This window comes from Phocaeicola paurosaccharolyticus JCM 15092 (genome assembly GCF_000613805.1).
Classification (GTDB): Bacteria; Bacteroidota; Bacteroidia; order Bacteroidales; family Bacteroidaceae; genus Phocaeicola; species Phocaeicola paurosaccharolyticus.
In genome coordinates this window covers 63,787-88,462 of sequence record NZ_BAJR01000005.1, presented here as the reverse complement: position 1 = coordinate 88,462, position 24,676 = coordinate 63,787, and the positions used below count along the sequence as shown (strand labels likewise).

Here is a 24,676-nt window from a genome sequence, read left to right as displayed (position 1 = left end):
TTCATCAAATCAACGATGGATGGGGCTTTTTTGTTACGTATAATAAAGTATATGTAACACAAAATAGTATATCGCCGAATTATTCTTTTTACATTTGCTTAGAATAAATAAAAAATCATAATACAAATAAGGATGAAAAACAGAATTTTATCGGCTTTACTTTTTCTGTTTGTCTTATCGTCAGCAGATGCAAAGGTGACACTACCTGCCATCTTAACCGACGGAATGGTGATGCAGAGAGAGAGACCCATATCCATTTGGGGTTGGGCCGAGAAGGGAGAGAAGGTATCTATAACATTCAACAAGAAGAACTACTCACTGATAACTCCCGACAATGGAAAATGGAAGATCGAGTTGCCTGCCATGAAGGCGGGAGGTCCATATACTCTCAAGGTTAACAATATTGTGGTGGAGGATATCCTGATAGGTGACGTTTGGCTCTGTACAGGTCAGTCGAATATGGAACTCCAGGTTAGAAGGGTGACTGACAAATATGCAAAGGAGATTGCAGAGTATGAGAATGAGAATATCCGTTTTGCAAAGATTCCTTATGGCAACGAGACTAAAGGTATACAGCAGGATATTGCCCGCTTTGAGATGAAATCGGACCAGGGCGATGGTCATGAAGATCCTAAGGCATACAAGAACATCTCTTCGTTGAAATGGAAAAAGATGACAAAGGGAAACCTTGAGGAGTGCGGCGCACTGGTCTACTTCTATGCCAAAGAGATGTATAAGAGAAAAGGGGTACCTGTAGGTATAGTCAACTCAAGCTGGGGCGGTAGCACCATAGAGGCATGGATGAGCGAGGATGCTCTGAAGGAATTTCCTATAAAACTTACCGAGAGGGATGTGTACAACAGCGATGAATACCGTAAGGCTGCAGCTATGCAGAGCATGATGACAGACAGACAGTGGAGTAACGCTCTATACAAGAATGATAAGGGCATGCAGAGTGAGAAGAGATGGTATGCTGCTGATCTGGATGACAGTGATTGGAAGAGAGTAGACATGTTTGCGAATGATTGGAAAATAAGCAATGGACGTATGGCAAACGGATCACACTGGTTCCGTCAGAACATAAACCTCACTGCCGAACAGGCTAAAAAGAATAGCGTGCTGAGAGTGGGATGTATTGTCGATGCCGACTCGGTATATGTGAACGGCCATTTCGTAGGTACAGTATCTTACCAGTACCCTCCTAGAATATATAATGTTCCTGCCTCAATACTAAAAGAGGGAAGCAATAATGTGACAGTGCGCATGATAAGCTATGGCGGTATGCCATCGTTTGTTAAGGATAAACTATACTGCCTTGCTCAGGATGGGGATACCATAAACCTATCGCATGAGTGGAAATATAAGTCAGGATGTAACATGCCTTCGAAGCTTCTAGCATCTCTTTCCAGAATGTGCCTACAGGTATGTTCAACTCGATGATTAATCCTATACTCAACCTTAAGTTTAAAGGTGCAATGTGGTATCAGGGTGAATCGAATACAGGTCAGTCTAATGAATATGAGGCGCTGCTATTGTCAATGATAGGCGACTGGAGAGAGAGGTTCAATGACAGAGAGATACCTTTCGTTGTTGTACAACTTCCCAACTTCATGCAGCACCATAAGAATCCTGTGGAGAGCGGATGGGCAGGATTGCGCGAGGCGCAGAGACAGGTGACAATGAAGTTGCCTATGACTGCACTGACTGTGGCTATAGACCTTGGTGAGTGGAATGATATTCATCCGTTAAACAAGAAGGATCTTGCATTCAGAATAGCTCAGCAGATGGAGAAAATGGCATACAAGAACAGTAAGGTGATAAGTGACGGTCCTATTTGCGAAAAGGCTGTCTTAAAGGATGGAAAGATAGAGATATCATTTAAGGAGGGAACAGATAAACTTATTCAGGAGAAGAATATGAAAGGTTTTGCCGTACAGGCTGATAGAACTCCATACAGATGGGTTAAGGCTAGCACTGTTGGCAACAAGGTGATTCTCGAAGGAGAGTTCAAAGGGAAAGTGTTGAAGGTGAGATATGGATGGGATGATAATCCTACAGATATCTCTCTGAAGAATGAGGCGGGACTGCCTGCTTCTCCTTTCCAGATAGATGTACAGTAATTGTGATATTAGTTTTATGAACGATGCGGGGATACCCGCAAAATAGTGATTGCATTGGTGCCTGTGAGAGGTGCTGAGTTACAAAAAAGAGGACCCGGGTTATGCCATGAACCGGGTCCTCTCTTTATTTACCTTTATAGTTTTCTAGTTCTCATGATCTTTCATCATTCATCACGACTTCATCATCACATTATCATCATTTGGGCGGCTTATTTATAACCTTTAGCCACTTAATGATTTCAACTTCATCATCACACTTCGGGTAGATTATTTCTACCTAATCAACAACTCTACAACCTTTCAATCTCGTTCATTACATTTCGTAATCACTAATTTCGGGGCTTCATTCTTTTCATTCTCATTTCAGTGGATTCCGTAGTATCCTATTCTTTGCCATCTTCCTTCACCGTTTCAGTTTCGGTTTCATCTTCCACTTTGCTCTCATCTTCTTCTGTCATGGTTCTATCCTCGATGGCTTTGTTCATGTAATCCTTAGGGCTCATACCGAAGTGCTCCTTGAAGTTGGTAGTGAAATAGGATGGGTTGGTGTAGCCAACGGCATAAGCAACCTCGGCTATGGTGAGTTTCTTCTCACTAAGCATCTCGGCAGCCTGTTTCAGTCGCACACTCTTTATGAAATCTCTTGCCGACATGTTGGTAAGCTCCTTGAGCTTCCTATGTATATGTACGCGACTAATTCCCACTGCAGCAGCGAGTGTCTCGACATTAAGCTCTGGGTCGTTCATGTGACGGTTCAAGGTGTTGATAATCTTCTCCATGAGATGCTCATCGGAGGACTTCATATTTAGCTTAACTACTTTATCGAGCTGATCCTTGACAAGGAGATATTTGTTCTTAAGCATACTTCTGTTCTTTATAAGGTTTACAACCTTGGAGTGAAGTACATCTATGTTGAATGGCTTAACTATATAGTCGTCGGCACCTGATTCGAAACCTTCTATCTGATCCTCGCTCTTTGACTTGGCTGTGACCATGATGACAGGGATTTGGTTTATGTTGTCATTCTGTTTTATCTTCTTGCAGAGTGTGATTCCATCCATCTCGGGCATCATTACGTCGGTAATGATAAGGTCGGGCATCTGTTTGAGTATCATGTCGTAACCCTCCTTGCCATTATCGGCCGTGAGGATTGTGAACTCATTCTCAAGCTCATCTTTAATATAGTCCTTTATCTCGTCGTCGTCCTCAATAATAAGTATCGATTTCATCGATTTGTTTCGGCCTCTCTTCTCGACTGTCTCTTTCTCTTTCTTTGCCTCCTCAATCTCTATCTCATTGTGTATGAATGGATGGCGAATGATGATGGAATCGTCATTATTTATCTCCTTATCATCGTTTGTGAGGTGAGCTGAGCCTAGAGGAAGACGGAGGATGAAACGGCTGCCGATGGTATCTGTGCGGTTCTCAGCCTTTATGGTACCGTGGTGAAGTTCGACAAGGGTCTTGCACATGTGCAGACCGATACCTGTTCCGAAGTTGGACTGTGTGGTGTCGTTGGTAATCTGATAGAATCTCTCGAATATCTTATCTATCTTTTCACTGTCTAAACCTATGCCGGAGTCGGTTACAGTTATCTGGAAGTAGTGACGCAGAGGACCTTTCACCAGTTCGTCGCTGCCTATCTTTAGTTCAATATCAATAGAACCGTTCTCGGGTGTGAACTTGAAGGAATTTGAGAGCAGGTTCATCATTATCTTATCGAAATTGTTGAGGTCAATCCATACATTCAACTTCTCCATATCGTGTCGGAAGGTGAAATCTATATTATTCTGCTTTGCCTTATACTCGAAGGTCAGCTTGACATCTTCTATGAAACCGATGATATCTGTCTCACGGAACTTCAGGAAAAACTGTCCCTTGTCAATCTTTCGAATGTCCATTAGTTGGTTTACCAGTCTCAGTATCCTCTGTGAGTTGCGATATACCATGAGGTATGTCTGTCTGAGTTTGGCATCCTTTACCTCGGAGAGGAGTTTGCCCATAGGCTGATGATGAGTGTCATAGGGGTACGAATCTCGTGCGAGATGTTTATGAAGAACTGCAACTTAGCCTCGTTGATCTGCTCTGCATGTTCTATCTTCATCATCTCACGCTTACTTCTCTGTGAGGCTCTGTATTGAGCTACAATGATTGAAATCACACCGACAGTGATTGCAAAATAGAGACAGTAGCTCCACCATGAGAGATACCATGGAGGTGATATGATGATCTTTATGCTCTTGACGGCTGAAAAATTACCTTGTCGCTCTGCTCTGACCTCGAAAGTGTATTCGCCTGGAGAGAGGGAGTTGAAGGTTACAGTGTTAAGTCCAGGAGTTGTACTTAGCCACTTCTTGTCCATCTCGGGTATTCTATATTGATAGACAATCTTCTCCTGATTGACATAGCTCATTGTAGAGAGGACGATGGTAAATGTGTTGTCCTTGTAGGAGAGATTGAACTCCTTGGCATCGGAGACGGCAGTGTTGATGATATATTTGCTGCCCGACTTGGTGTTGCAGTTTATCTTCTTGCCATAGATATAGAAGCCTTTGATAAATACATTCAACTCTTCCTGGCTACTCTCATCAGAGTCTAGGAAGTATGTTATTCCGTTTACACCTCCGAAAAATATGCTGCCATCGAAACCTTTGCAGAAGGCGCCATGGGTGAACTCATTACCCTGTAGACCATCGCCGGCATAGTAGTTTATGAATTTACCCGCTGCAGGTTCGTATTTGCAGATACCCATATATGTACTCATCCATATATTATTATTGCTATCCTCGGTAATTCCACATATTATCTCGTTAGGCAGACCATCTTGCAGGGAGAGATGTGAGACTTTTTCGGTGCCATTCTCCTCTATATAAAGACCGTTTGATGTGCCGACATAGGTATCTCCGTTCTCAGCTTTAAGGATTGAGTAGGCGATGCAGTTGGATACTTTTTTCTGAAGAGAGCTGTGGATGATGAAACGTCTCTTATTCAAGTCGAAACAGCTTATTCCCTTATAGTGGGCTATCCAGAGATAGCCGGCATCATCATAGAGTATGTAGTTTATCCAGTCGTAGAATACACCATTCATATCCTCCGCTTCATTGTCACTGTTATAATATTTATACTGCTCAATCTTCTTTGTCTTGAGGTTATATATGTAGAAGCCGGAACCAAGTGTGGCGATATAGATATTAGAGCTGTTGTCTTCGGTGATGCAATAGACCTTTTGTCCCTTTAGCTCGGGAAGATAGTTGCAGCGACCGCTCTTGCGGTCCATTATTGCAACTCCTTCGGCATATGAGCCGACCCAAAAGTTGTTTTGGGAGTCTTCGAACATGCAGAGCGGAGTCTTGGGAACATCTGATTGTGAGGTGGGCGAGAAGTGTCTCTTTCTCTCACCTTTGCTTCCGACCTGAAAGAGTCCCTCACTGTCGCAACCTATCCATATGTCGTCGTTGCTGTCACAGAAGACGGACATCACACAACTTTTTCCAATAGGGTTGGTGGATAAGGAGTTGTTACCCCAGTAGTGGAACAAATGATTAGGGCGGGGAATTATAGCAACACCTTTCTGAAAGACGCCTAGCCAAAGGTTATTCTCATTATCGGAGAGGATATAGTGAATTTTTGCATTGGTGAAATCGAAAGTGAGACCGGTAAGAGGAAAGTCGCTGACAGTGTCGTCGTGGTATCTCTTCAGACCATCACCGTCGGTACCTATTAAAATATCGTAACCAACCTTTGTGATATGCTTAACAGATACCTTATTAGCTGCGACATCCTTTATTGGCGAGAAGCTCTTTGTCTTATGGTTGTATACATTTATACCATTGTTGAGTGTTCCTACAATGATATCATTGTTGTCGTTCTCAAGAAGGCAGGTGATATTGTCGCTTGTGAGGTTTGGGTAGGAGTAGTATGAGCCTCTCTTTCTCTTGAAGGAGTATGAAAGTAGTCCCTTGTTCTCGGTGCCTATCCATAGGGTGCCGTCGGATGCAAGTAGGAGTGTACTAACATACTGATCGGGGACTCTCTTGCTGAGCTCCTGATCAATGACGGCCTTGTTGCTGCCATATTTCAATCTGAAGATGCCATAGCCGGCTGTTGCAATGAGGATATCTTTGTTGGGGAGCTGACAGAATGAGAGAAGATGTGGGGATACAATCTTATGCTTGCTCTCCATCTTAATCTCAGTGAAGGAGTCGGCTGCCTTATTATAAAGCATAAGACCGTCAACACAACCAACATAGAAATTGCCGTCGCGGTCTTGGAAGAGTGATTTTACGTAGTTGTTTTTGAGGGATAATGGATTTTTTTCATCATGCTTATATGTGACGAAGTGATTTCCGTCGAATTTGTTAAGCCCATACTCAGTAGCTATCCATATATATCCATCTTTATCCTGGAATATCTGGTTGATAAGGCTACTCGACAGATCATTGTCTGTTGTTGTATAGAATTTGCCTCTCTGTGAGTAAAGTAAAGATGGCATCACTAAAATCATTAGTATAAGTGCCAATCTTATTCTGAATTTCATGATAGAAATAAAGGTTTTAAATCTTATTATTTTATTAGAGTGCATAAATATATAAATATAAAAATAAGCATGCAATTATTTACAATAAATAAAATGTAACCTGCGCAATAACATATGTTACATTTTGACTGTTTTATGTACTATAATAAATAATCCTTGAAACATAAAAAGTAATATTAATGGGAGTAATAAAGTATATTTGTGATAAGAAAAATGGTGGTCTTTTACATTTCCGTAAAGGAGTTTTAACTCAGTGTAAAAAATATTATTTTACATTATTATATTAGAAAAGTTAGGTGTTTATATATTAATTTGGTTCGTTTTAATTAGGTTAAGTTAGTTATTGGAATTGTCTTTCACGAAAAGTGAAGACAATTCCATAACAACTTTTTTAACACCCACACATTTGAAAAATACATTATAAAGATTAAAGACTAATATTATGTTGAATCAGAAAGTTTCGATGACCGAGAAAATCGGTTATAGTTTAGGGGATTTCTCTGCGAATCTAGTGTTCCAGATGATGATGATCTACCAAACAAAATTCTATACAGATATTTTTGGACTTGAAGGTGCTATAGCTGGTTCTGTTATGCTTATTGCCAGAATTGTTGATGCCTTCGTTGACCCAACGGTAGGTCTGTTGTCGGATAGAACAAAGTCAAAATGGGGTAAGTTCAGACCTTGGGTTGTTTGGACAGCTCTTCCATTCATGGTATTCTATATCTTGGCTTTCTATAACCCTGGCATCGAAGATAAAGGTCTTGTTGCTCTATATGCAACCATCTCTTACACTCTTTTAATGTCTATGTACTCTTTCAATAACACTCCTTATTCATCTTTGGGTGGTGTTATGACAAGCGATATCAAAGAGCGCACAAGTATTACATCAATCAGATTCATCGCAGCTACGTTAGCTCAGTTCGTTGTTCAAGGTCTTACTCTTCCTTTGGTACGTAAGTTCTCTAACGGCGGTGACATGGGTCACGGTTGGTTATGCACTATATCTATTTTCGCAGTAATCGGTTTTGTATTCCTTATTATAGCCGGTACATCTGCTAAAGAGCGCATCACTCCTCCTTCAAATCAGAAGAATGATTTCAAGAAAGATATTAAAGATGTATTAGCCGACATCCCTTGGAGAGCAATGTTCATCCTTACATTATTCCTCTTCACCACATTGGCTATGTGGGGTAGTGCAATGAACTACTACTTCGAAAACTATGTAGATCCAAGAGCTCTATATGAGTTCCTCGATAAATTAGGTCTTGTTGCCGTTGAAGGAAAGACAGGTTTATGGCACTCTATACTCGACTCTTTCGGATTGATTGTAAGCTCACCTGACAAGTGTTATGAGGTTGGTTTCGGTGTGTTCAACATGCTTGGTGCCTTAGTACAGTTCTTCGGAGTGCTTTTCCTCTCTCAGTTCCTTGCTAACAGATTCGGTAAGAAACGTGTATTCATTATATGTCTTGCTCTTACTGCTATCTTCACAGCACTGTTCTATTTCCCAGGTAAAGCAGATGTAGAGACAATGTTCGTACTTAACTTCCTTAAGAGTCTTGCTTATGCTCCAACAGTTCCATTGCTTTGGGCTATGATTGCAGACGTGGCTGACCATATGGAGTATGTAAACTACAGACGTGCTACAGGTTTCGTATTTGCAGGTGTAGTTTTCGCTCTTAAAGCCGGTCTAGGCATAGGTGGTGCTATATTAGGATTCCTACTCTCCGGATTCGGTTATAAGTCGGGTATCGGTATGGTTCAGGATGACTCTGCTATACATGGTATCGTTCTATCATCAAGTTTAATACCTGCATTAATATTCTTTATCGGAGTAATTGCTCTATGGTTCTACCCAATTACTAAAGAGTTTAACGAGAACATGCAGGCATCTTTGGATGAAAGAAGAAAAAAAGCTGATTATTAATCTTTAAAAAATCAACTGTTATTATGAACATTAAAACTACAACATTTATCTTTTCAACTCTGCTCTTATCGGCATTTTTGAGCTCTTCGTGTAATGCTCAGGAGAAGGGATTGAAAGATGTAGCTCAAGGTAAGTTCCTTATAGGTGCTGCAGTTAATGTTAACCAGGTAAAGGGGAAAGACCCTAAGTGTATTGAACTTCTTGACAAGCATTTCAACAGCATTGTAGCTGAGAACTGCATGAAGAGTGAAGAGATTCATCCGCAAGAGAATGTATACAACTTTACTGAAGCTGACGAGTTCGTAAACTTCGGTAAGAAGCATAACATGACTATCATAGGTCACTGTCTGGTATGGCATTCTCAGCTGGCTAAATGGTTCTGCGTGGACAAGGATGGTAAGAATGTATCGGCTGATGTTCTCAAGAAGAGATTGAAAGATCATATTACTACTATAGTAACCAGATATAAAGGTCAGATAAAGGGTTGGGACGTTGTAAATGAGGCTATCGAGAGTGATGGTTCATGGAGAAACAGCAAGTTCTATCAGATTCTTGGTGAGGAGTTCATTCCTCTGGCTTTCCAATATGCTCATGAAGCTGATCCTGATGCAGAACTTTACTATAATGATTATGGTATGTCGGATAAGGGTAGAAGAGATTCTGTTGTAAAACTTGTAAAGATGCTTAAGGATAGAGGACTGAGAATTGACGGTGTAGGTATGCAGTGCCATGTAGGTCTAGACTATCCTGAGATTACTGAGTTCCAGAAGAGCGTCGATGCTTTCAAAGCTGCAGGTGTGAAGATAATGATTACTGAGATGGATATGAGTGCACTTCCTACTATCAACAGAGGTGCAAACGTAGCCGACAAGGTGGAGTTTGAGAAGAAGCTTAATCCATATCCAAACGGACTTCCTGAAGATGTATCGGCACAGTGGAACAATAGAATGACTGAGTTCTTCAACCTGTTCTTCAAAAATGCTGATGTCATCACCAGGGTTACTGCTTGGGGAGTTATAGATAGTGATTCATGGAAGAACAACTGGCCTATGAGAGGTAGAGTAGATTACCCTCTATGGTTTGACAGAAACTATGAACCAAAACCTTTCGTAAAGGATTTGATAAACAAATAATTATTACTGCGTTATGAAAAAAAATATGAGATATTTGGTGCCAAATGACTATATGGCCGATCCTGCAGTGCATGTTTTTGATGGTAAGGTTTATATCTACCCATCACATGACCGTGAAAGTGGAATCGAGGAGAATGATAACGGTGATCACTTCGATATGAATGACTATCATGTATTCTCTACTGATGATATAATGAACGGTGAGATAAAGGATCATGGCGTTGTTTTGGCTGTTAAAGATATTCCTTGGGCTGGAAGACAGCTTTGGGACTGTGATGTAGCCTACAAAAACGGTAAATATTATATGTATTTCCCACTGAAAGATCAGACCGATATATTCAGAATAGGTGTTGCCACAAGCGATAAACCTTATGGACCATTCGTTCCTGAGAAAGATCCTATCAGAGGAAGCTACAGTATTGATCCTGCTATTCTTGATGATGGCGATGGCAACTACTACATGTACTTCGGAGGTCTTTGGGGCGGTCAGCTTCAGAGATACAGAGATAATAAAGCTCTTGAATCAGCTAAATTTGAAGATGATGACAAGGCAGCTATCCCTTCAAGAGTTGTGAAACTGAGCGATGACATGCTTCAGTTTGCTGAGGAACCAAAACCAATAGTAATCCTTGGTGAAGATGGTAAGCCTCTTACTGCAGGTCAGAACGAGAAGAGATTCTTCGAAGCTTCATGGATGCATAAGTATAATGGTAAATACTACTTCTCATACTCAACAGGTGACACACATAACCTATGTTATGCTGTAGGAGATAATCCTTACGGACCTTTCACATACAAAGGTGTGATCTTAACTCCTGTTGTGGGATGGACAACTCACCATGCTATTGCTGAGTTCAAAGGAAAATGGTATCTGTTCCATCACGACTGTGTTCCATCTAACGGAAAGACTTGGTTGAGAAGCCTTAAGGTTTGTGAGTTGGAATATGACAAGGATGGCAATATAATTACTATCGACGGAGAAGGATAATGAAGAAATTTTTTATAATTATTTTATTAATGTTTGTAACAGAAGTCAGTGTCGGCAAAGTAAGCCGACTCTGGCTTCCTGTTTTTAACGGCAATAAGGGTGAGGTTGCATGTAATGTGAAATCACCTGTCATCTCTGTTGCTATGCAGGAGATAAATGGCTGTTGGAATGGCAAACCGGTAAAGATTGATGTCAGCAAGAAGAACGGTCTTGAAAAGGATGGCTTTAAGATTGCCGACAAAAGAGGTTTTGTACAGATTCTGGCTACAACAGATGCAGGTGCTCTTTATGGAGTGTATGAACTGTTGAGAATGCAGCAGAGTGATGGCATAATTAAAGATAAGGTAAGTAATCCATCATATCAGTTCAGAATACTGAATCATTGGGATAATCTGAATGGTACCATAGAGAGAGGCTATGCAGGCAAATCACTATGGAAATGGGAGGAACTTCCCGATAAGGTTTCGGACAGATACCAGGCTTATGCCAGAGCAAATGCCTCAATTGGTATAAATGGTACGGTGATAAACAATGTTAATGCATCACATCTGATTCTATCGGATGAGTACCTTAACAAGGTGAAAGTGCTGGCAGATATCTTCCGTCCTTATGGAATAAAGGTCTATCTGTCGATAAACTTTGCATCACCTATGCAGCTAGCGGGACTGAAGACAGCGACCCTCTTGATAAGGATGTTATAAAGTGGTGGAGAAGCAAGGTTAAGGAGATCTATTCAATCATTCCTGATTTCGGAGGATTCCTTGTAAAGGCTAACTCGGAAGGTCAGCCTGGTCCATGCGACTTCAACAGGACTCATGCTGACGGTGCTAACATGCTTGCCGACGCACTGAAACCTTATAAAGGTATCGTGATGTGGAGAGCTTTTGTCTATAACCCTACAGATAATGACCGTGCTAAACAGGCTTATCTAGAGTTCCAGCCTCTTGACGGACAGTTCAGAGATAATGTGATAATTCAGATAAAGAACGGACCTATAGATTTCCAACCACGTGAACCATTCAGCCCGCTCTTCACTTCACTGCACAAGAGCAAGTCGATGGTTGAGTTCCAGATTACACAGGAGTATCTAGGCTTCTCTAATCATCTTGCATTTCTTGCTCCTATGTGGAAGGAGTTCTACAGTCATGTGAAACCTCAGTCTCTCACTGCTGCAGCAGGCGTTGCTAACATAGGTGACGATGATAACTGGTGCGGTAATGATCTGGCACAATCGAACTGGTACGCTTTCGGCCGTCTGTCATGGGATACATCACTCTCAAGCGAGACTATTGCCAAGGAGTGGCTATCACAGACTTTCACAAAAGATAAAGGATTTGTTGAACCAATGACTAATGTGCTTCTTGAGAGCAGGGAGGCAGTGGTAAACTATATGATGCCTCTTGGTCTTCATCATATCTTTGCTTGGGGACACCACTACGGACCTCAGCCATGGTGTGAGATACCTGGAGCCAGAGCAGACTGGTTGCCTTCATACTATCACAGGCAGATGCTAAAGGTCTCGGCTTCGACAGAACAGCAACAGGTAGCTATGCTACTGCACAATATCCTGCTCCTTACAACACTCTTTACGAAAATATAAAGAGTTGTCCAGAGGAGTATATTCTGTGGTTCCATCATGTGCCTTGGGATTACACTATGAAGAATGGAAAGACAATGTGGTATAATCTATGTGATAAATACAACACAGGCGTCAATCAGGTTCGCACCTTCCAGGGTGTATGGGATAAGATGAAGGGATATGTAGACAAAGATCAATTTGAAGATATCCAGAGGAGATTTAAGATTCAGTCGAGAGATGCTGTGTGGTGGAGAGATGCTTGTCTTCTCTATTTCCAGACTTTCTCGAATATGGAGATACCTGAGCAGATGGAAAGACCTGTCCATGACCTGAAACAGATGAAGGAGTTTCAGTTGAAGATCTCGAATTACGAAGTTCCGAAGGATATGTTCTGTAGGTAAGAGATATATTTAGTTTAGATATTCTGCCATAGTCATGTTGCCGTAAAGACAATGTGGTTATGGCAGATTTTTTTGAGAAGTAATATGAAATATCCGAGTTTTTCCATAAACACCAAGAAAAGCAACCTTAAATATTTGAAATTTGGAATATTTATTATATACTTACTACAATTATGAATTACATTATGTATCACAATCAACTTTTTCACTAAAGAGGGAGGTGCATGTTATCATAGATTTGCAAAGCATTTTGTGATGCTTCTATTATATGAATTATTAAAGATTAATGACATGAAAAAAGGGATTTATAGAGCCGGCTCAGAGAGAGTAGTAATAAATATTATATAAGTTTAGCTTGAAAATTTCGAGCAAGACACACACATGAAGAGAGAAGTAGGTCCTGAAGATAGTAATCTTCGGGACCTTTTATTTAATAAACTCCCGATAGAATATTATTAAAGAATAATTATGTGCTCCCGGCAACTTATATTAAAGATTCACTGCTTTGGATAAGTGAAAAACATATACTAAATTTGCCAATCAATTGATTATAATACAAAAAATATATGTTTAGAAATCATACTTGCGGTGAATTAAGACTTAGTGATGCAGGCAAAAAAGTAACTCTTGCCGGCTGGGTTCAACGTTCTAGAAAAATGGGTGGTATGACATTTGTCGATTTGAGAGATCGCTATGGCATCACGCAGCTCGTTTTCAATGAAGAAATTAATAAGGAATTATGCGAGCGTGCCAACAAACTTGGACGTGAATTTGTGATTCAAGTTGTAGGTGAGGTTAGCGAACGTTCCAACAAAAATAAGAATATCCCAACAGGTGATATAGAGATAATAGTTTCTGACCTCAATCTGTTGAACAGCGCTCTTACTCCTCCTTTTACAATAGAGGAGAACAGTGACGGCGGTGATGACTTGAGAATGAAGTACCGTTATCTGGATCTTCGTCGCGAGTGCGTTAGAAAGAATCTTGAACTACGTCATAGAATGACTATGGAGGTTCGCCGTTACCTAGACCAAAAAGGATTCCTAGAGGTTGAGACTCCTATGCTTATCGGTTCAACACCTGAGGGTGCACGCGACTTTGTTGTTCCATCAAGAATGAATCCGGGACAGTTCTATGCTCTTCCACAATCTCCACAGACATTGAAACAACTTCTTATGGTATCAGGTTTCGACCGTTATTTTCAGATAGTAAAATGTTTCCGTGATGAGGACCTTCGTGCTGACCGTCAGCCAGAGTTTACTCAGATAGACTGCGAGATGAGTTTTGTAGAGCAGGAGGATATAATCGAGACTTTCGAAGGTATGGCTAAACATCTGTTCAAAGAGTTGAGAGGTGTGGAACTTAATGAGCCTTTCCAGAGAATGTCTTGGTCGGATGCAATGAAATATTACGGTAGCGACAAGCCAGATACAAGATTCGGAATGAAGTTCGTTGAACTGATGGATATCATGAAGGGTCATGGATTCTCAGTATTCGACAATGCTAAATATATCGGTGGTATCTGTGCAGATGGTGCCGCAACATATACACGTAAGCAGTTGGATCAGCTTACAGATTTCGTTAAGAGGCCACAGATTGGTGCTCAGGGCATGGTATATGCAAGAGTAGAAGCTGACGGTAATGTGAAATCAAGCGTAGATAAGTTCTATACACAGGAGGTTCTCCAGAAGATGAAAGAGGCATTTGGTGCTAAACCGGGTGACCTTATCCTAATCCTCAGCGGTGATGACACTATGAAGTGTCGTAAACAGCTTTGTGAACTTCGTCTTGAGATGGGACGTCAACTTGGTCTTCGTGACAAGAATAAGTTCTCTTGCCTATGGGTTGTAGACTTCCCTATGTTCGAATGGAGCGAGGAGGAAGGCAGACTTATGGCTATGCACCACCCATTCACTCATCCAAAAGATGAGGATATAGCTCTTCTTGATACTGATCCTGCAGCCGTAAGAGCAGATGCTTACGATATGGTTGTCAATGGTGTAGAAGTAGGAGGTGGTTCTATACGTATTCATGATCCAAAACTTCAGGCTAAGATGTTCGAGATATTGGGATTCACAGCAGAGAAGGCTGAGGAGCAGTTCGGCTTCTTGATGAATGCATTTAAATATGGTGCTCCTCCTCATGGTGGTCTTGCTTACGGTCTTGACCGTTGGGTATCTCTATTTGCTGGATTGGATAGCATACGTGACTGTATAGCATTTCCTAAAAATAACAGCGGTCGTGATGTGATGCTTGATGCACCTGCAGCAATAGAGCAGAAACAGCTTGACGAACTTAACCTGATAGTGGATATCAAAGAGCAGTAATTTTAATAGATATAAAGAATAGCCCTGTAATAGTTAATATTACAGGGCTATCTTATTTTATAATAAATTGTTTAATTGCGAAAGTACAATTTGAAGGACTTAAGCTTACTTACACATTACTATTTTATTGCACTATAACTATGCGGGGTTTCAGCCTTATAGCTCCATCAAAATTTGAGGAATTTAAGTTTTAAATTTCAGCTATTAAGTCTTATCAGACAATCAATAATTTATAGTTCCATCACAATTCCGGTGCTTAAGCTTTATTACATCATCACTATATGTGACTATGTGGCTTAATCGATAAATCGTTTTGCCAGATCATCGAACTTTTCTATTCTTCTGTCTCTTAAGAATGGCCACCATCGGCGAACATTCTCGCTTCTCTGCATATCGAGTTCTATGACAATATTCTCCTCTTTAGAATTGGATGCTTTTGCTAATATCTCACCTTGAGGTCCCGCTATGAAACTGTTTCCCCAGAACTGTATTCCATTAGTCTGACCGGATGGGTCATCTTCATGTCCCACACGGTTTACAGAGATAACTGGAAGTCCGTTGGCCACGGCGTGACCTCTCTGTACTGTTGTCCATGCATCGCACTGACGAGCTTTCTCATCATCGGTGTCGCTGCTTTCCCAGCCTATGGCTGTAGGATATATAAGTATCTCAGCACCTTTGAGTGCCATAAGGCGTGCTCCTTCAGGATACCACTGATCCCAGCAGACCTGAACACCAAGTTTACCAATAGATGTCTCAATAGGTTCGAAACCTATATCGCCAGGGGTGAAGTAGAACTTCTCGTAATATGCAGGATCATCAGGGATATGCATCTTACGGTATTTGCCGGCTATGGTGCCATCTTTCTCGAAGACAACGGCTGTGTTGTGGTAGAGACCCGGTGCACGTCTCTCGAAGAGAGACGTAACGAGCACTATTCCATACTCTTTTGCCAGTGTTCCGTAAAAGTCTGTCGATGGTCCGGGTATGCTCTCTGCAAGATCGAACATATTGGTATCTTCAACCTGACAGAAATAGAGAGAGTTGTGTAACTCTTGAAGTACAACAAGCTGAGCTCCTTTCTGAGCAACATCCTTTATATTGTTTTTCAGCTTCTCTATGTTACCTTTGAAGTCAGCAGAACATGACTGCTGAACGATGCCGACTTTTATCACTTTTCTTTCCATAACTAAATATAGATTTATTTTTGAACACATTTTGGATATTGCATGGTGATGCAGTGCAATGAACCATGCTGACGTATTAGAGGACTGCAATCTATTCCTATAATCTCATGGTCAGGAAAGGCACTCTTAAGAACCTTCAAAGCCTCTTTGTCATTCTCCTCCTGGTTGTATACAGGGCAGAGAACGGCTCCATTCATAATAAGGAAGTTTGCATAAGTAGCAGGAAGTCTCTCATCATTTTCATCATAAACAGCATCAGGAAATGGGAGAGGGAGCAGTCTGTAGTGCTCACCTCTGCAGTTTGTGAACTGAAAAAGTTCATCTTCCATAGCCTTGAGGGCTGAATAATGGATATCATCTTTATCGTTACACTTCACATAAACTATAGTGTTGTCTGGACAGAGTCTGGCAAGTGTGTCAATGTGACTATCTGTGTCATCACCCTCGAGAAAACCATTCTCAATCCATAATACCTTCTCAACATGGAATGTAGACTTGAGATATTTCTCTATCTCCTCACGCGACAAGGTATCGTTGCGGTTGTCGGAGAGAAGACATTCAGCTGTGGTGAGGAGGGTGCCATCACTATCACTCTCTATAGAACCGCCTTCGAGAACGAAATTGAGTCGGCTGACATATTTCCCTTGCAACAGATCCTCTTTCATAAGCTTCTTGTTTATCTGATTATCTAGGTTGGCTGCAAACTTCATTCCCCATCCGTTGAAACAGAAGTCATTAAGCATTGCATTGCCATCTTCGTCGATGGTGGTTATGAAAGCATGGTCGCGTGCCCACGTATCGTTGGTCTCAATCTTTACAAGGGTGAGGTTGTCTAAGCAGATGCCGGCTTTAGCCAGTACCTGTTCCACATGTTCCGGTTCAGGAGTGACGACTATCAATCTCTCTCTGCTGAGTATCTCACGTGCAATATTTATATAGCACTCCTCAACTTCATCGAGCATATAATTCCAGTCAGTCTCTTTATGTGGCCAAGTAAGCTGAATGAAGGCCTGTTCTTCCCATTCAGCAGGTAAAAAGGGTCTATTCATAGTCATCTATTTTTTCTTATCAGATTTCTTCCACCACAAAGCCCATTTGAAAAGGTCATTCCATTTAGTAAAGTCCTTTCTGTACATAATGCCGATACCTTGAGTGGTAAGAGTTGATTTCAAGTAATATCTATCATTTGTCTGGTTGTACCCTCTCAAACGCCAGTCTCCATTTTTTGTAAGAAGCCATATAGCCTCAAAGTCTCCTACGAAGTTGGTATTTGCCAAGGCATTATCCTTATATCCGAAGTTTCCGTTCAGCAGTAGTCGGTTGTTAAGAAGACTTCCCGAGAGTATTGCTTCTGCCTCTACATCTGTCCATCCCTTCTCACCTGTGGAGAGGTTTGCTCCGATATTCCAGTTTTTGTTGTCCATCCATTGTGAGAGCATGTTGTTGAGCTGTCCCGACAGGGTGCTGAAGGCGAGTGAGCTAGTCGCATTCGATGACTGGGTGTTGGCATTGTTGGCATAGTCGTATGTGTAGAACTTACCAATACCAAGTAGATATATAATCTGGGTATTCATCTGCTCCTCGGTACGTGTGGCGCTGCGCACAATCTCTTTATCCTCTTCGCTGACATTAGGCAACTCGAGATCAAATTTTATTGTCGGGTTTGAGATGCTGCCGTTGAGGTTCATGAGGCAGTTGACTTTAACTGTGCTCTGTCCTCCTTGTGAGGTGGATACACCTACGCCAAGGTCGCTAAGTGATGCTGAGTTCACCGTATATGAAGCCTGTACATCGAGATTACCCTGATAGGGATCTCCGCTGAATGTCACTGTACCACCCTGTTTCAGAGTAAAATCCTTGCGTATAATCTCCTGCATACTCAGTTTATACATACCTTTATCGATGATGTAGTTGCCGAATATTCTGAAATCTCCTTTATTATAGTAGTTCACCTGCAGATTTCCATTACCTGTAGCTGAGATGTTATCGCCTGAAATAGGTCCATGATAATCCTCATTGTTGCATCAGGAGTAGCCTCAATTGCCATGTTGATATGGAGATCCATAGGAGGTCCATCTTCCTCTTTCTGTTTCTTCTTGTTGAGAGGGTGATAGAGGTTTGTCTCAACAACATCCTGAATTCTCTTAGGAGTCTTGTCGACGAAAGTGATAAATTGTGTGTTTGTCGCCTCGTTTGGCATAGAAGTAAGATATGTAAATGTGGTATTGCGGGATGTCCTTATTGATGCATCTATGTTCATGGCATTGTTGCCGCCGTCGATAACTACATTTCCAGTTCCATACACCTTTCCGAAGAATGGTAATGAGCTGCTCTGTGCTGTGTTGTACATAAGCAAGTTGTTACCATTGATGTTGAAGCGGTAGGTAAGGTTCTTTAGTTTTGTATGACGCAGGGCACCTGTGACATATCCGTCGTTTCCATCTCTGTCCTGTATATGTACATTGTTGAATGCAAACTCTCCCGGTCGGATATGTACAGAGTCGTTTACTATACGGAAGTAGGTGTTGAGCACATCCACTCTTGCCTCAAGGTTTGCCTTGGCATCACCCTCGAAGTCGAGATGCTTGAAGTCGCCAAATAGTCGTACATCACCATATACACCACCACGAATATCACTGAAGATACCTTTGACAAATGGTGATAGTAGAGCTATGTTGGTACCGTCGGCTTTTATCTTTAGGTCAAGATCTGCTCGTTTTGGAGAGACAAAACCTGTGACTACGGTATGCTTTTCATTATCTTTGATATCGGCATTAAGTCGGATATCACCTTTCTCCTTATCCCATACTCCTTTTATATCTGCTCTACCAAGAACAGCATCATTCAAAGAGAAATCCTTAACGTCGAGGAGTGCGTACATGTCGGGACTCTTCATTATATTTTTCAAGATTACATTACCAGTTATCATACCGCCGAATTTCACATCATCGAACTTAACTATATTAAGAAGGTAGTGTAGGTCGATATCCTTCAAATCTATATCGCATGAGTCATTATCATTCTTTGTCAGCTGTCCGTTGACTATGATATGCTGATTACGATGTTCGAAGACGAAATTGTTTATATCGACATCACCATCTGTTATTGAGATAGATGATGGCCGTAAGTTCCATATAGAGTCGTTTATTATCACCTCTGTAGGGAGGATATCTATATCAGCATTGATATTATTGCTTTTTGTTGACTTTGAGAAGGCGGTTACTGTGGTGAACTTACCTCCATAGGTATTTGCAGAGTTGTTTCCCCAGTTGAGTGTGGTCTTCAACTTATCATCCTTCAAAGAGGAGTTTACTGAGAGGTTGACCATTACACCACTGTTGAGCAGTGTTGAGCCATAGATATTACACAATATCTCATTCCCAGTATTCTCGCAGCGTAGTACGCCCGAGTCGTATTGGGAGTTGTTGTATTTGAACTGCGGCATCGATGCCTCTACTCTGAACTTGTTTTCATCATCATTAAGGAATCCCTTTATGCGGGCAGGCTTATTGAGTTCGATAGGCAAGAAGAGCATCTTCGAGAAGAATTCACCATTCTCAATGTTGAAGTTGAAATCGAAGTTGTTGTGTGACTGCTCAGCCTTCTTATTTGCTACCAGTGAAGGTATATATCTGTTCAGAGCAGATATGATGCTATGAGGGAGTGAGTTGTAGTTGAACTCTCCGGAAATGATACCATTCATAAATGATGAGGACAATGTTATCTCTTTAGCTTTTCCATTATGGTTTGCATTTACAGATATGTTATCGACAAAGTATGAACCATCCTTTGGAGCATTCAGTGTAAGACTATCTACAGAGATTGTTCCATCGATATCGTCAATAGTCTTCCCAACGAAATTAGCATTGACATTGAATGAGAAATCTGAGTCAGCATACTTATCAGTCAGGTTGAGTCTGTTTGGAGAGAAGTTTTTTACTTTTGCTATTATATTGAAGACAGGGGTCTTATTCTCTAAGCTGAATCCGCCGTCTACATTTATATTACAGTTCTTATCATCCATATTGAACTTTCCATTGAAGCCACCCTTTTTGAAGTTGCCGTCGACAGAAATATTTGAGTATTTGTAACCTTTGTATTCAAATGAGTTTACATTGCCTGCTATGTACGACTCAGGGAATTTGTTTCTATAGTTGAAACCTTTCAACTCAACATTGAAGTCAACATTACCAAAGTCGGTGTTGTTAAGCAGTGTGGAGAGTGAGAACTCCTTGCAATCTACGTTTCCTGAGTATGAACGTATACCATTATCGTTTCTGTTCATCACAATTTTGGTATTCACTATACCAAGATCGGACTGTAGAATACCATTCAGTGCAAGGTTGCTGAGTACACCGCTTATTTCTCCCTTGAAATTAATGAACTTTCTCTCGGTAATAGGAGCAGGAAGGGATATTCTGAAACTGTTTACAATATTATTAATATTGCTATTAGTGAGGTTTGAGTTGAACAGAGTAAGTGAGACCTCCGGATTCTTGCTCTTAAGCCCGTCAATATATGCCTCGCCGTTTATCTCCATACCTAACTTATCGGTCATATTAAAGCGTGAGCATACAACCTTATCATTGTTTCCCGATATACGAATGCTGATATTGATATCATCTCTATAGTTACTCATTACAGGGACGAAGGAGGAGAGGTCATTAGGACTGATCTGAGCAATGAAATTTCCGCTGAAGCGCACATCATCCGAGAAGCGAGGGAGATTTTTCAATTCATTGTAGGTGAAGACAATGTTGTTAAGTCTTAATGATGATGAAGGTAACTTTATGTCTATGTTGCTTATGCTAAGCTTCTTCTTGTTGCCTATTACTCTGAATGAGAAACGTTGCAGGTCTATGCCTGACTTCTCTTTGAACTGCAGGCGTCTGACTCTGGCATTGAGAGAGTCATTTCTTAATGCTTTAAGAGAAATTATTCCAGAGAGATTGCTTACATCGATATGTGATGTATTGAACCTTCCCTCTGTCTTTGGCAATGATATAACATCGTATTTGAAGTTTCCATTCTGTATAAGAAGGGAGTTTATTCGTAAATCTATTTTTGAACTCTTTGCTTTCTTGTCTTTGCTTGATAAAGCATCGATGATAAACTGAAGATTTGTAGGGGAGTTGTTATCTTTTCGGTTGACGTTGAGATAGAAATTGAATATCTGCACGCTGCTGATAACAATCTTGCCCTCAAAAAGAGGCATAATTTTGAATTTAGCAGAGAGGTCGGATACATCAAGAAGGTTACCTTTTTTTTGATCCTTTACATGAAGATCGTGTATTATAATTCTGTTAAGTAGTCCGATATCTACATTCCCTATTTTTACCTCTGTTTTCAGCTTATTACTGAGTTCGTCGGCTATAAAACCAGACAATCTCTTTTGAACAAACGGGATATTCAAAAGAGCAATCAAAAGTATATAGGTTCCCAGTATTGAGACTACAAATATCCTAAACAGATTCTTATAAGAGAATTTTAAAGCCATTTTTTGTTTTGGTTAACAAAAGTAGTAATATAGTGCAATGTTGCCCAAAACAATTCATCAATTTTTACTCCTTTTTATGTTATCTTATCAATTCGAAGGGGAATAGTAGCATAACGAAAGCAATAATAAGAGGGTTGTGGTACTATTATGGATGATGGAGAGAAGACGATAATAGGTTGCCTTGGCATAGTATGATTACGAGGAAAAAAGATAAACTTTTTAAGTAGAATAATGATATGTTTTTGTCTGATTCAGCGACTTTTATGTTTAATTATTATAAGGTTGATAATCACTTATGGATTAATTGAAGAAATTTTTCCATAATGTGATATTAAAATTCTTTTTTTATATATTTTTTATCTAATTTTGCGACTAAATTTAAAAATCATTTATATAACCAAATATGGCAAATGTAATTAAATTACGTAAAGGCCTAGACATCAACCTGAAAGGTAAACCATCACAGGAAATTATCAAAGTAAATCAGCCGGAAATCTATGCATTGATTCCAGATGATTTTTATGGAGTTACTCCTAAAGTGGTGGTAAAAGAACAGGAATATGTTATGGCCGGGGGACCACTCTTTGTTGATAAGAATAACCCCGAAATTAAATTCGTTTCTCCCGTTAGTGGTGTTGTTACAAGTGTTGAGCGTGGAGAGAGAAGAAAAGTAATGTGTATCTCTGTGGCAGCGGCAACCGAACAGGATTATCAGGAATTTGGCAAAAAAGATGTATCGACAATGAGTGGAGAAGATGTTAAGTCGGCCCTTTTGGAGGCTGGTTTGTTCGCTTTCTTCGTACAACGTCCTTACAGCGTGATTGCTGATCCTAATTCTACTCCTAAAGGTATCTTTATCTCCGCTTTCGACAAAAATCCTCTTGCTCCAGATTTTGAATATGTTCTTCAAGGACAGGAATCTGATTTCCAGACCGGTCTTGATGCACTATCTAAGATAGCAAAGACATATCTAAATATTTGCGTTTGCCAAAAGAGTAAGGCACTTACAGATGCCAAGAATGTTACAATAACTGCTTTCCAAGGTCCTAACCCTGCAGGTAATGTCGGCGTACAGATTAACCGCATCAGCCTATCAATAAGGGTGAGGTCGTTTGGACACTTGGTGCTGAAGAAGTTATATTCATCGGTCGTCTATTTAATACAGGTAGAATTGATTTATCACGTACAATAGCACTTACAGGTTCTGAAGTGAAGAAGGCTGCATACTGCAAGCTTAAAGTTGGAGCTATGCTGACTGATGTGTTTGCTGCTAATGTTGATGAATCAAAATCTCTTCGTTACATTGACGGCAATGTACTTACAGGTAGGCAGATCAAACCTAATGGATATCTTGGTGCACATACAACATCACTTACAGTAATCCCTGAGGGTGACAACATCAGTGAATTCCTTGGTTTTGTTATGCCACGCTGCAATCAGTTCAGTTTAAACCATAGCTACTTCAGCTGGCTCTTTCCTAAGAAGGAGTATACTATCGATGCTCGTGTTAAAGGTGGTGAGAGACATATGATTATGTCGGGTGAATACGACAAGATGTTCCCTATGGATATCTTCCCTGAATATCTTATCAAGGCAATCATTGCCGGTGATATCGACAAGATGGAAGCACTTGGAATCTACGAGGTAGCTCCAGAAGATTTTGCTCTTTGTGAGTTTGTCGACTCTTCTAAGTTGGAATTACAGCGTATAGTACGTCAGGGTCTTGACATGCTTCGCAAAGAAATGTGCTAATAAAAAACTAATATAATTAATGAAAGCGTTAAGAAATTATCTCAACAAGATAAAGCCAAACTTCGAAGAGGGTGGCAAACTCCACGCATTCCGATCTGTATTTGATGGATTCGAGACATTCCTATTCACTCCAAATACAACATCGAAATCAGGAGTTCATATCCATGATGCGATAGACAGTAAGCGTATCATGACGATGGTAGTTATTGCGTTGATGCCGGCACTTCTGTTCGGTATGTACAACGTAGGCTACCAGCATTTCCTAGCAGTAGGACAGGAAGCAGGATTCTTTGAGAAATTCATCTATGGTTTCCTCGCAGTATTGCCAAAAATCATTGTTTCATATGTAGTAGGTCTTGGTATTGAGTTTGTAGTAGCTCAATGGAAAAAGGAGGAGATTCAGGAAGGTTACCTTGTTACAGGTCTTCTTATCCCTATGATAGTTCCTGTTGAGTGTCCAATATGGATTCTTGCCATTGCTGTTGCATTCTCAGTAATCTTTGCAAAAGAGGTATTTGGTGGAACAGGTATGAATGTATTCAACCCTGCACTTATCGCCCGTGCATTCCTCTTCTTCGCATATCCTACTAAGATGTCGGGTGATGCTGTTTGGGTAAGCACACAGAGTATTCTCGGTATCGGTGGCGGTCAGCTAGTTGATGGTTACACAGGTGCAACAATGCTTGGACAGGCTGCTACATCAACAGGTGCACTTGAACTTATCAATGTTGACGGTACTCAGGCATCACTTTCGGATATGATTTTAGGTTTCATACCCGGTTCAATAGGTGAGACCAGTGTTATTGCAATCGCTATAGGAGCAATAATACTTCTTTGGAGTGGTATTGCAAGTTGGAGAACAATGTTCTCTGTATTTGCAGGTGGTATCGTAATGGCAATCACATTCAACCTATTCGGATCTGAGGCAAATGTGATGTCTCAACTTCCTTGGTTTGAACATCTAGCACTTGGAGGTTTCTGTTTCGGTGCAGTATTCATGGCTACCGACCCTGTTACTTCAGCACGTACTGAAACAGGTAAATATATTTACGGATTCATTATCGGTGCAATGGCAATCATTATCCGCGTGCTTAACCCTGGTTTTCCTGAGGGTATGATGCTTTCAATTCTTCTCATGAATATTTTTGCTCCACTTATCGACTATATTGTGGTTCAGAAGAATATCACAGCACGTATGAAGAGAGCTAACTTAATCAACAACTAA

The 24,676-nt window shown here is 40.7% G+C and carries 11 protein-coding genes and 3 pseudogenes; 9 read left to right on the top strand and 5 right to left on the bottom strand.

What is annotated here, in order from left to right:
• The first annotated feature begins 132 nt into the window (after positions 1-132).
• Both JCM15092_RS14865 and JCM15092_RS17890 read left to right on the top strand, forming a co-directional pair.
• Positions 133-1,440: a sialate O-acetylesterase gene (locus tag JCM15092_RS14865; protein ID WP_369384645.1), complete on the top strand. Its 1,308-nt coding sequence runs from the start codon at positions 133-135 to the stop codon at positions 1,438-1,440.
• Positions 1,437-2,120, top strand: coding sequence for a sialate O-acetylesterase (locus tag JCM15092_RS17890; protein WP_369384644.1), 684 nt, complete (start codon positions 1,437-1,439; stop codon positions 2,118-2,120). Before JCM15092_RS14865 ends, JCM15092_RS17890 begins: the two co-directional genes overlap by 4 nt.
• A gap of 383 nt (positions 2,121-2,503) precedes the next feature.
• Here the strand turns inward: JCM15092_RS17890 and JCM15092_RS17440 are convergent, their stop codons facing one another.
• Both JCM15092_RS17440 and JCM15092_RS17435 read right to left on the bottom strand, forming a co-directional pair.
• A complete protein-coding gene (locus JCM15092_RS17440; protein ID WP_235782267.1) occupies positions 2,504-4,123 on the bottom strand; it encodes a hybrid sensor histidine kinase/response regulator transcription factor in 1,620 nt (539 codons plus the stop codon).
• The gene (locus JCM15092_RS17435; protein WP_235782266.1) at positions 4,099-6,657 is read right to left on the bottom strand and encodes a ligand-binding sensor domain-containing protein; all 2,559 of its coding nucleotides are present in this window, start codon (positions 6,655-6,657) and stop codon (positions 4,099-4,101) included. The genes JCM15092_RS17440 and JCM15092_RS17435 overlap by 25 nt, the downstream gene beginning before the upstream one ends.
• A 442-nt stretch (positions 6,658-7,099) precedes the next feature.
• Between JCM15092_RS17435 and JCM15092_RS04130 the strand changes: the two genes are divergently transcribed.
• The 5 genes and pseudogenes from JCM15092_RS04130 (at position 7,100) to aspS (ending at position 15,015) form a co-directional block, all read left to right on the top strand.
• The gene (locus tag JCM15092_RS04130; protein WP_034541531.1) at positions 7,100-8,587 is read left to right on the top strand and encodes an MFS transporter; all 1,488 of its coding nucleotides are present in this window, start codon (positions 7,100-7,102) and stop codon (positions 8,585-8,587) included.
• 23 nt (positions 8,588-8,610) lie between these two features.
• Positions 8,611-9,720 carry an endo-1,4-beta-xylanase gene (locus JCM15092_RS04125; RefSeq protein ID WP_024993559.1) on the top strand — a complete coding sequence of 370 codons (1,110 nt, stop codon included), beginning with the start codon at positions 8,611-8,613 and terminating at the stop codon, positions 9,718-9,720.
• Positions 9,721-9,733: 13 nt separating this feature from the next.
• Complete coding sequence (locus JCM15092_RS04120; protein ID WP_024993558.1) at positions 9,734-10,708, top strand: glycoside hydrolase family 43 protein; 975 nt, start codon at positions 9,734-9,736, stop codon at positions 10,706-10,708.
• Positions 10,709-10,737: 29 nt separating this feature from the next.
• Positions 10,738-12,688: pseudogene (locus tag JCM15092_RS14855) on the top strand (alpha-glucuronidase).
• Positions 12,689-13,254: 566 nt separating this feature from the next.
• Positions 13,255-15,015, top strand: coding sequence for an aspartate--tRNA ligase (gene aspS, locus JCM15092_RS04100; protein WP_024993554.1), 1,761 nt, complete (start codon positions 13,255-13,257; stop codon positions 15,013-15,015).
• A gap of 296 nt (positions 15,016-15,311) precedes the next feature.
• On the opposite strand, the gene JCM15092_RS04095 is transcribed toward aspS, so the two are convergent.
• The 3 genes and pseudogenes from JCM15092_RS04095 to JCM15092_RS17800 form a co-directional block, all read right to left on the bottom strand.
• Positions 15,312-16,202 carry a carbon-nitrogen hydrolase gene (locus JCM15092_RS04095; RefSeq protein ID WP_034541543.1) on the bottom strand — a complete coding sequence of 297 codons (891 nt, stop codon included), beginning with the start codon at positions 16,200-16,202 and terminating at the stop codon, positions 15,312-15,314.
• 14 nt (positions 16,203-16,216) lie between these two features.
• The gene (locus JCM15092_RS04090; RefSeq protein ID WP_024993552.1) at positions 16,217-17,251 is read right to left on the bottom strand and encodes an agmatine deiminase family protein; all 1,035 of its coding nucleotides are present in this window, start codon (positions 17,249-17,251) and stop codon (positions 16,217-16,219) included.
• A gap of 6 nt (positions 17,252-17,257) precedes the next feature.
• Positions 17,258-21,699: pseudogene (locus tag JCM15092_RS17800) on the bottom strand (translocation/assembly module TamB domain-containing protein).
• 403 nt (positions 21,700-22,102) lie between these two features.
• Here JCM15092_RS17800 and JCM15092_RS14845 point away from each other — a divergent pair.
• Both JCM15092_RS14845 and JCM15092_RS04075 read left to right on the top strand, forming a co-directional pair.
• Positions 22,103-23,451 (top strand): annotated as a pseudogene (locus JCM15092_RS14845) (Na(+)-translocating NADH-quinone reductase subunit A).
• A gap of 19 nt (positions 23,452-23,470) precedes the next feature.
• Complete coding sequence (locus tag JCM15092_RS04075) at positions 23,471-24,676, top strand: NADH:ubiquinone reductase (Na(+)-transporting) subunit B (RefSeq protein WP_024993551.1); 1,206 nt, start codon at positions 23,471-23,473, stop codon at positions 24,674-24,676.

Excerpts from the sequence above, each read along its gene's own strand:
- JCM15092_RS14865 (WP_369384645.1), top strand. The coding sequence starts at position 133 with ATGAAAAACAGAATTTTATCGGCTTTACTTTTTCTGTTTGTCTTATCG.
- JCM15092_RS04095 (WP_034541543.1), bottom strand. The coding sequence starts at position 16,202 with ATGGAAAGAAAAGTGATAAAAGTCGGCATCGTTCAGCAGTCATGTTCT.
- JCM15092_RS04075 (WP_024993551.1), top strand. The coding sequence starts at position 23,471 with ATGAAAGCGTTAAGAAATTATCTCAACAAGATAAAGCCAAACTTCGAA.
- JCM15092_RS17435 (WP_235782266.1), bottom strand. The coding sequence starts at position 6,657 with ATGAAATTCAGAATAAGATTGGCACTTATACTAATGATTTTAGTGATG.
- JCM15092_RS04120 (WP_024993558.1), top strand. The coding sequence starts at position 9,734 with ATGAAAAAAAATATGAGATATTTGGTGCCAAATGACTATATGGCCGAT.
- JCM15092_RS04090 (WP_024993552.1), bottom strand. The coding sequence starts at position 17,251 with ATGAATAGACCCTTTTTACCTGCTGAATGGGAAGAACAGGCCTTCATT.
- JCM15092_RS04130 (WP_034541531.1), top strand. The coding sequence starts at position 7,100 with ATGTTGAATCAGAAAGTTTCGATGACCGAGAAAATCGGTTATAGTTTA.
- JCM15092_RS17440 (WP_235782267.1), bottom strand. The coding sequence starts at position 4,123 with ATGGGCAAACTCCTCTCCGAGGTAAAGGATGCCAAACTCAGACAGACA.
- aspS (WP_024993554.1), top strand. The coding sequence starts at position 13,255 with ATGTTTAGAAATCATACTTGCGGTGAATTAAGACTTAGTGATGCAGGC.
- JCM15092_RS04125 (WP_024993559.1), top strand. The coding sequence starts at position 8,611 with ATGAACATTAAAACTACAACATTTATCTTTTCAACTCTGCTCTTATCG.
- JCM15092_RS17890 (WP_369384644.1), top strand. The coding sequence starts at position 1,437 with ATGATTAATCCTATACTCAACCTTAAGTTTAAAGGTGCAATGTGGTAT.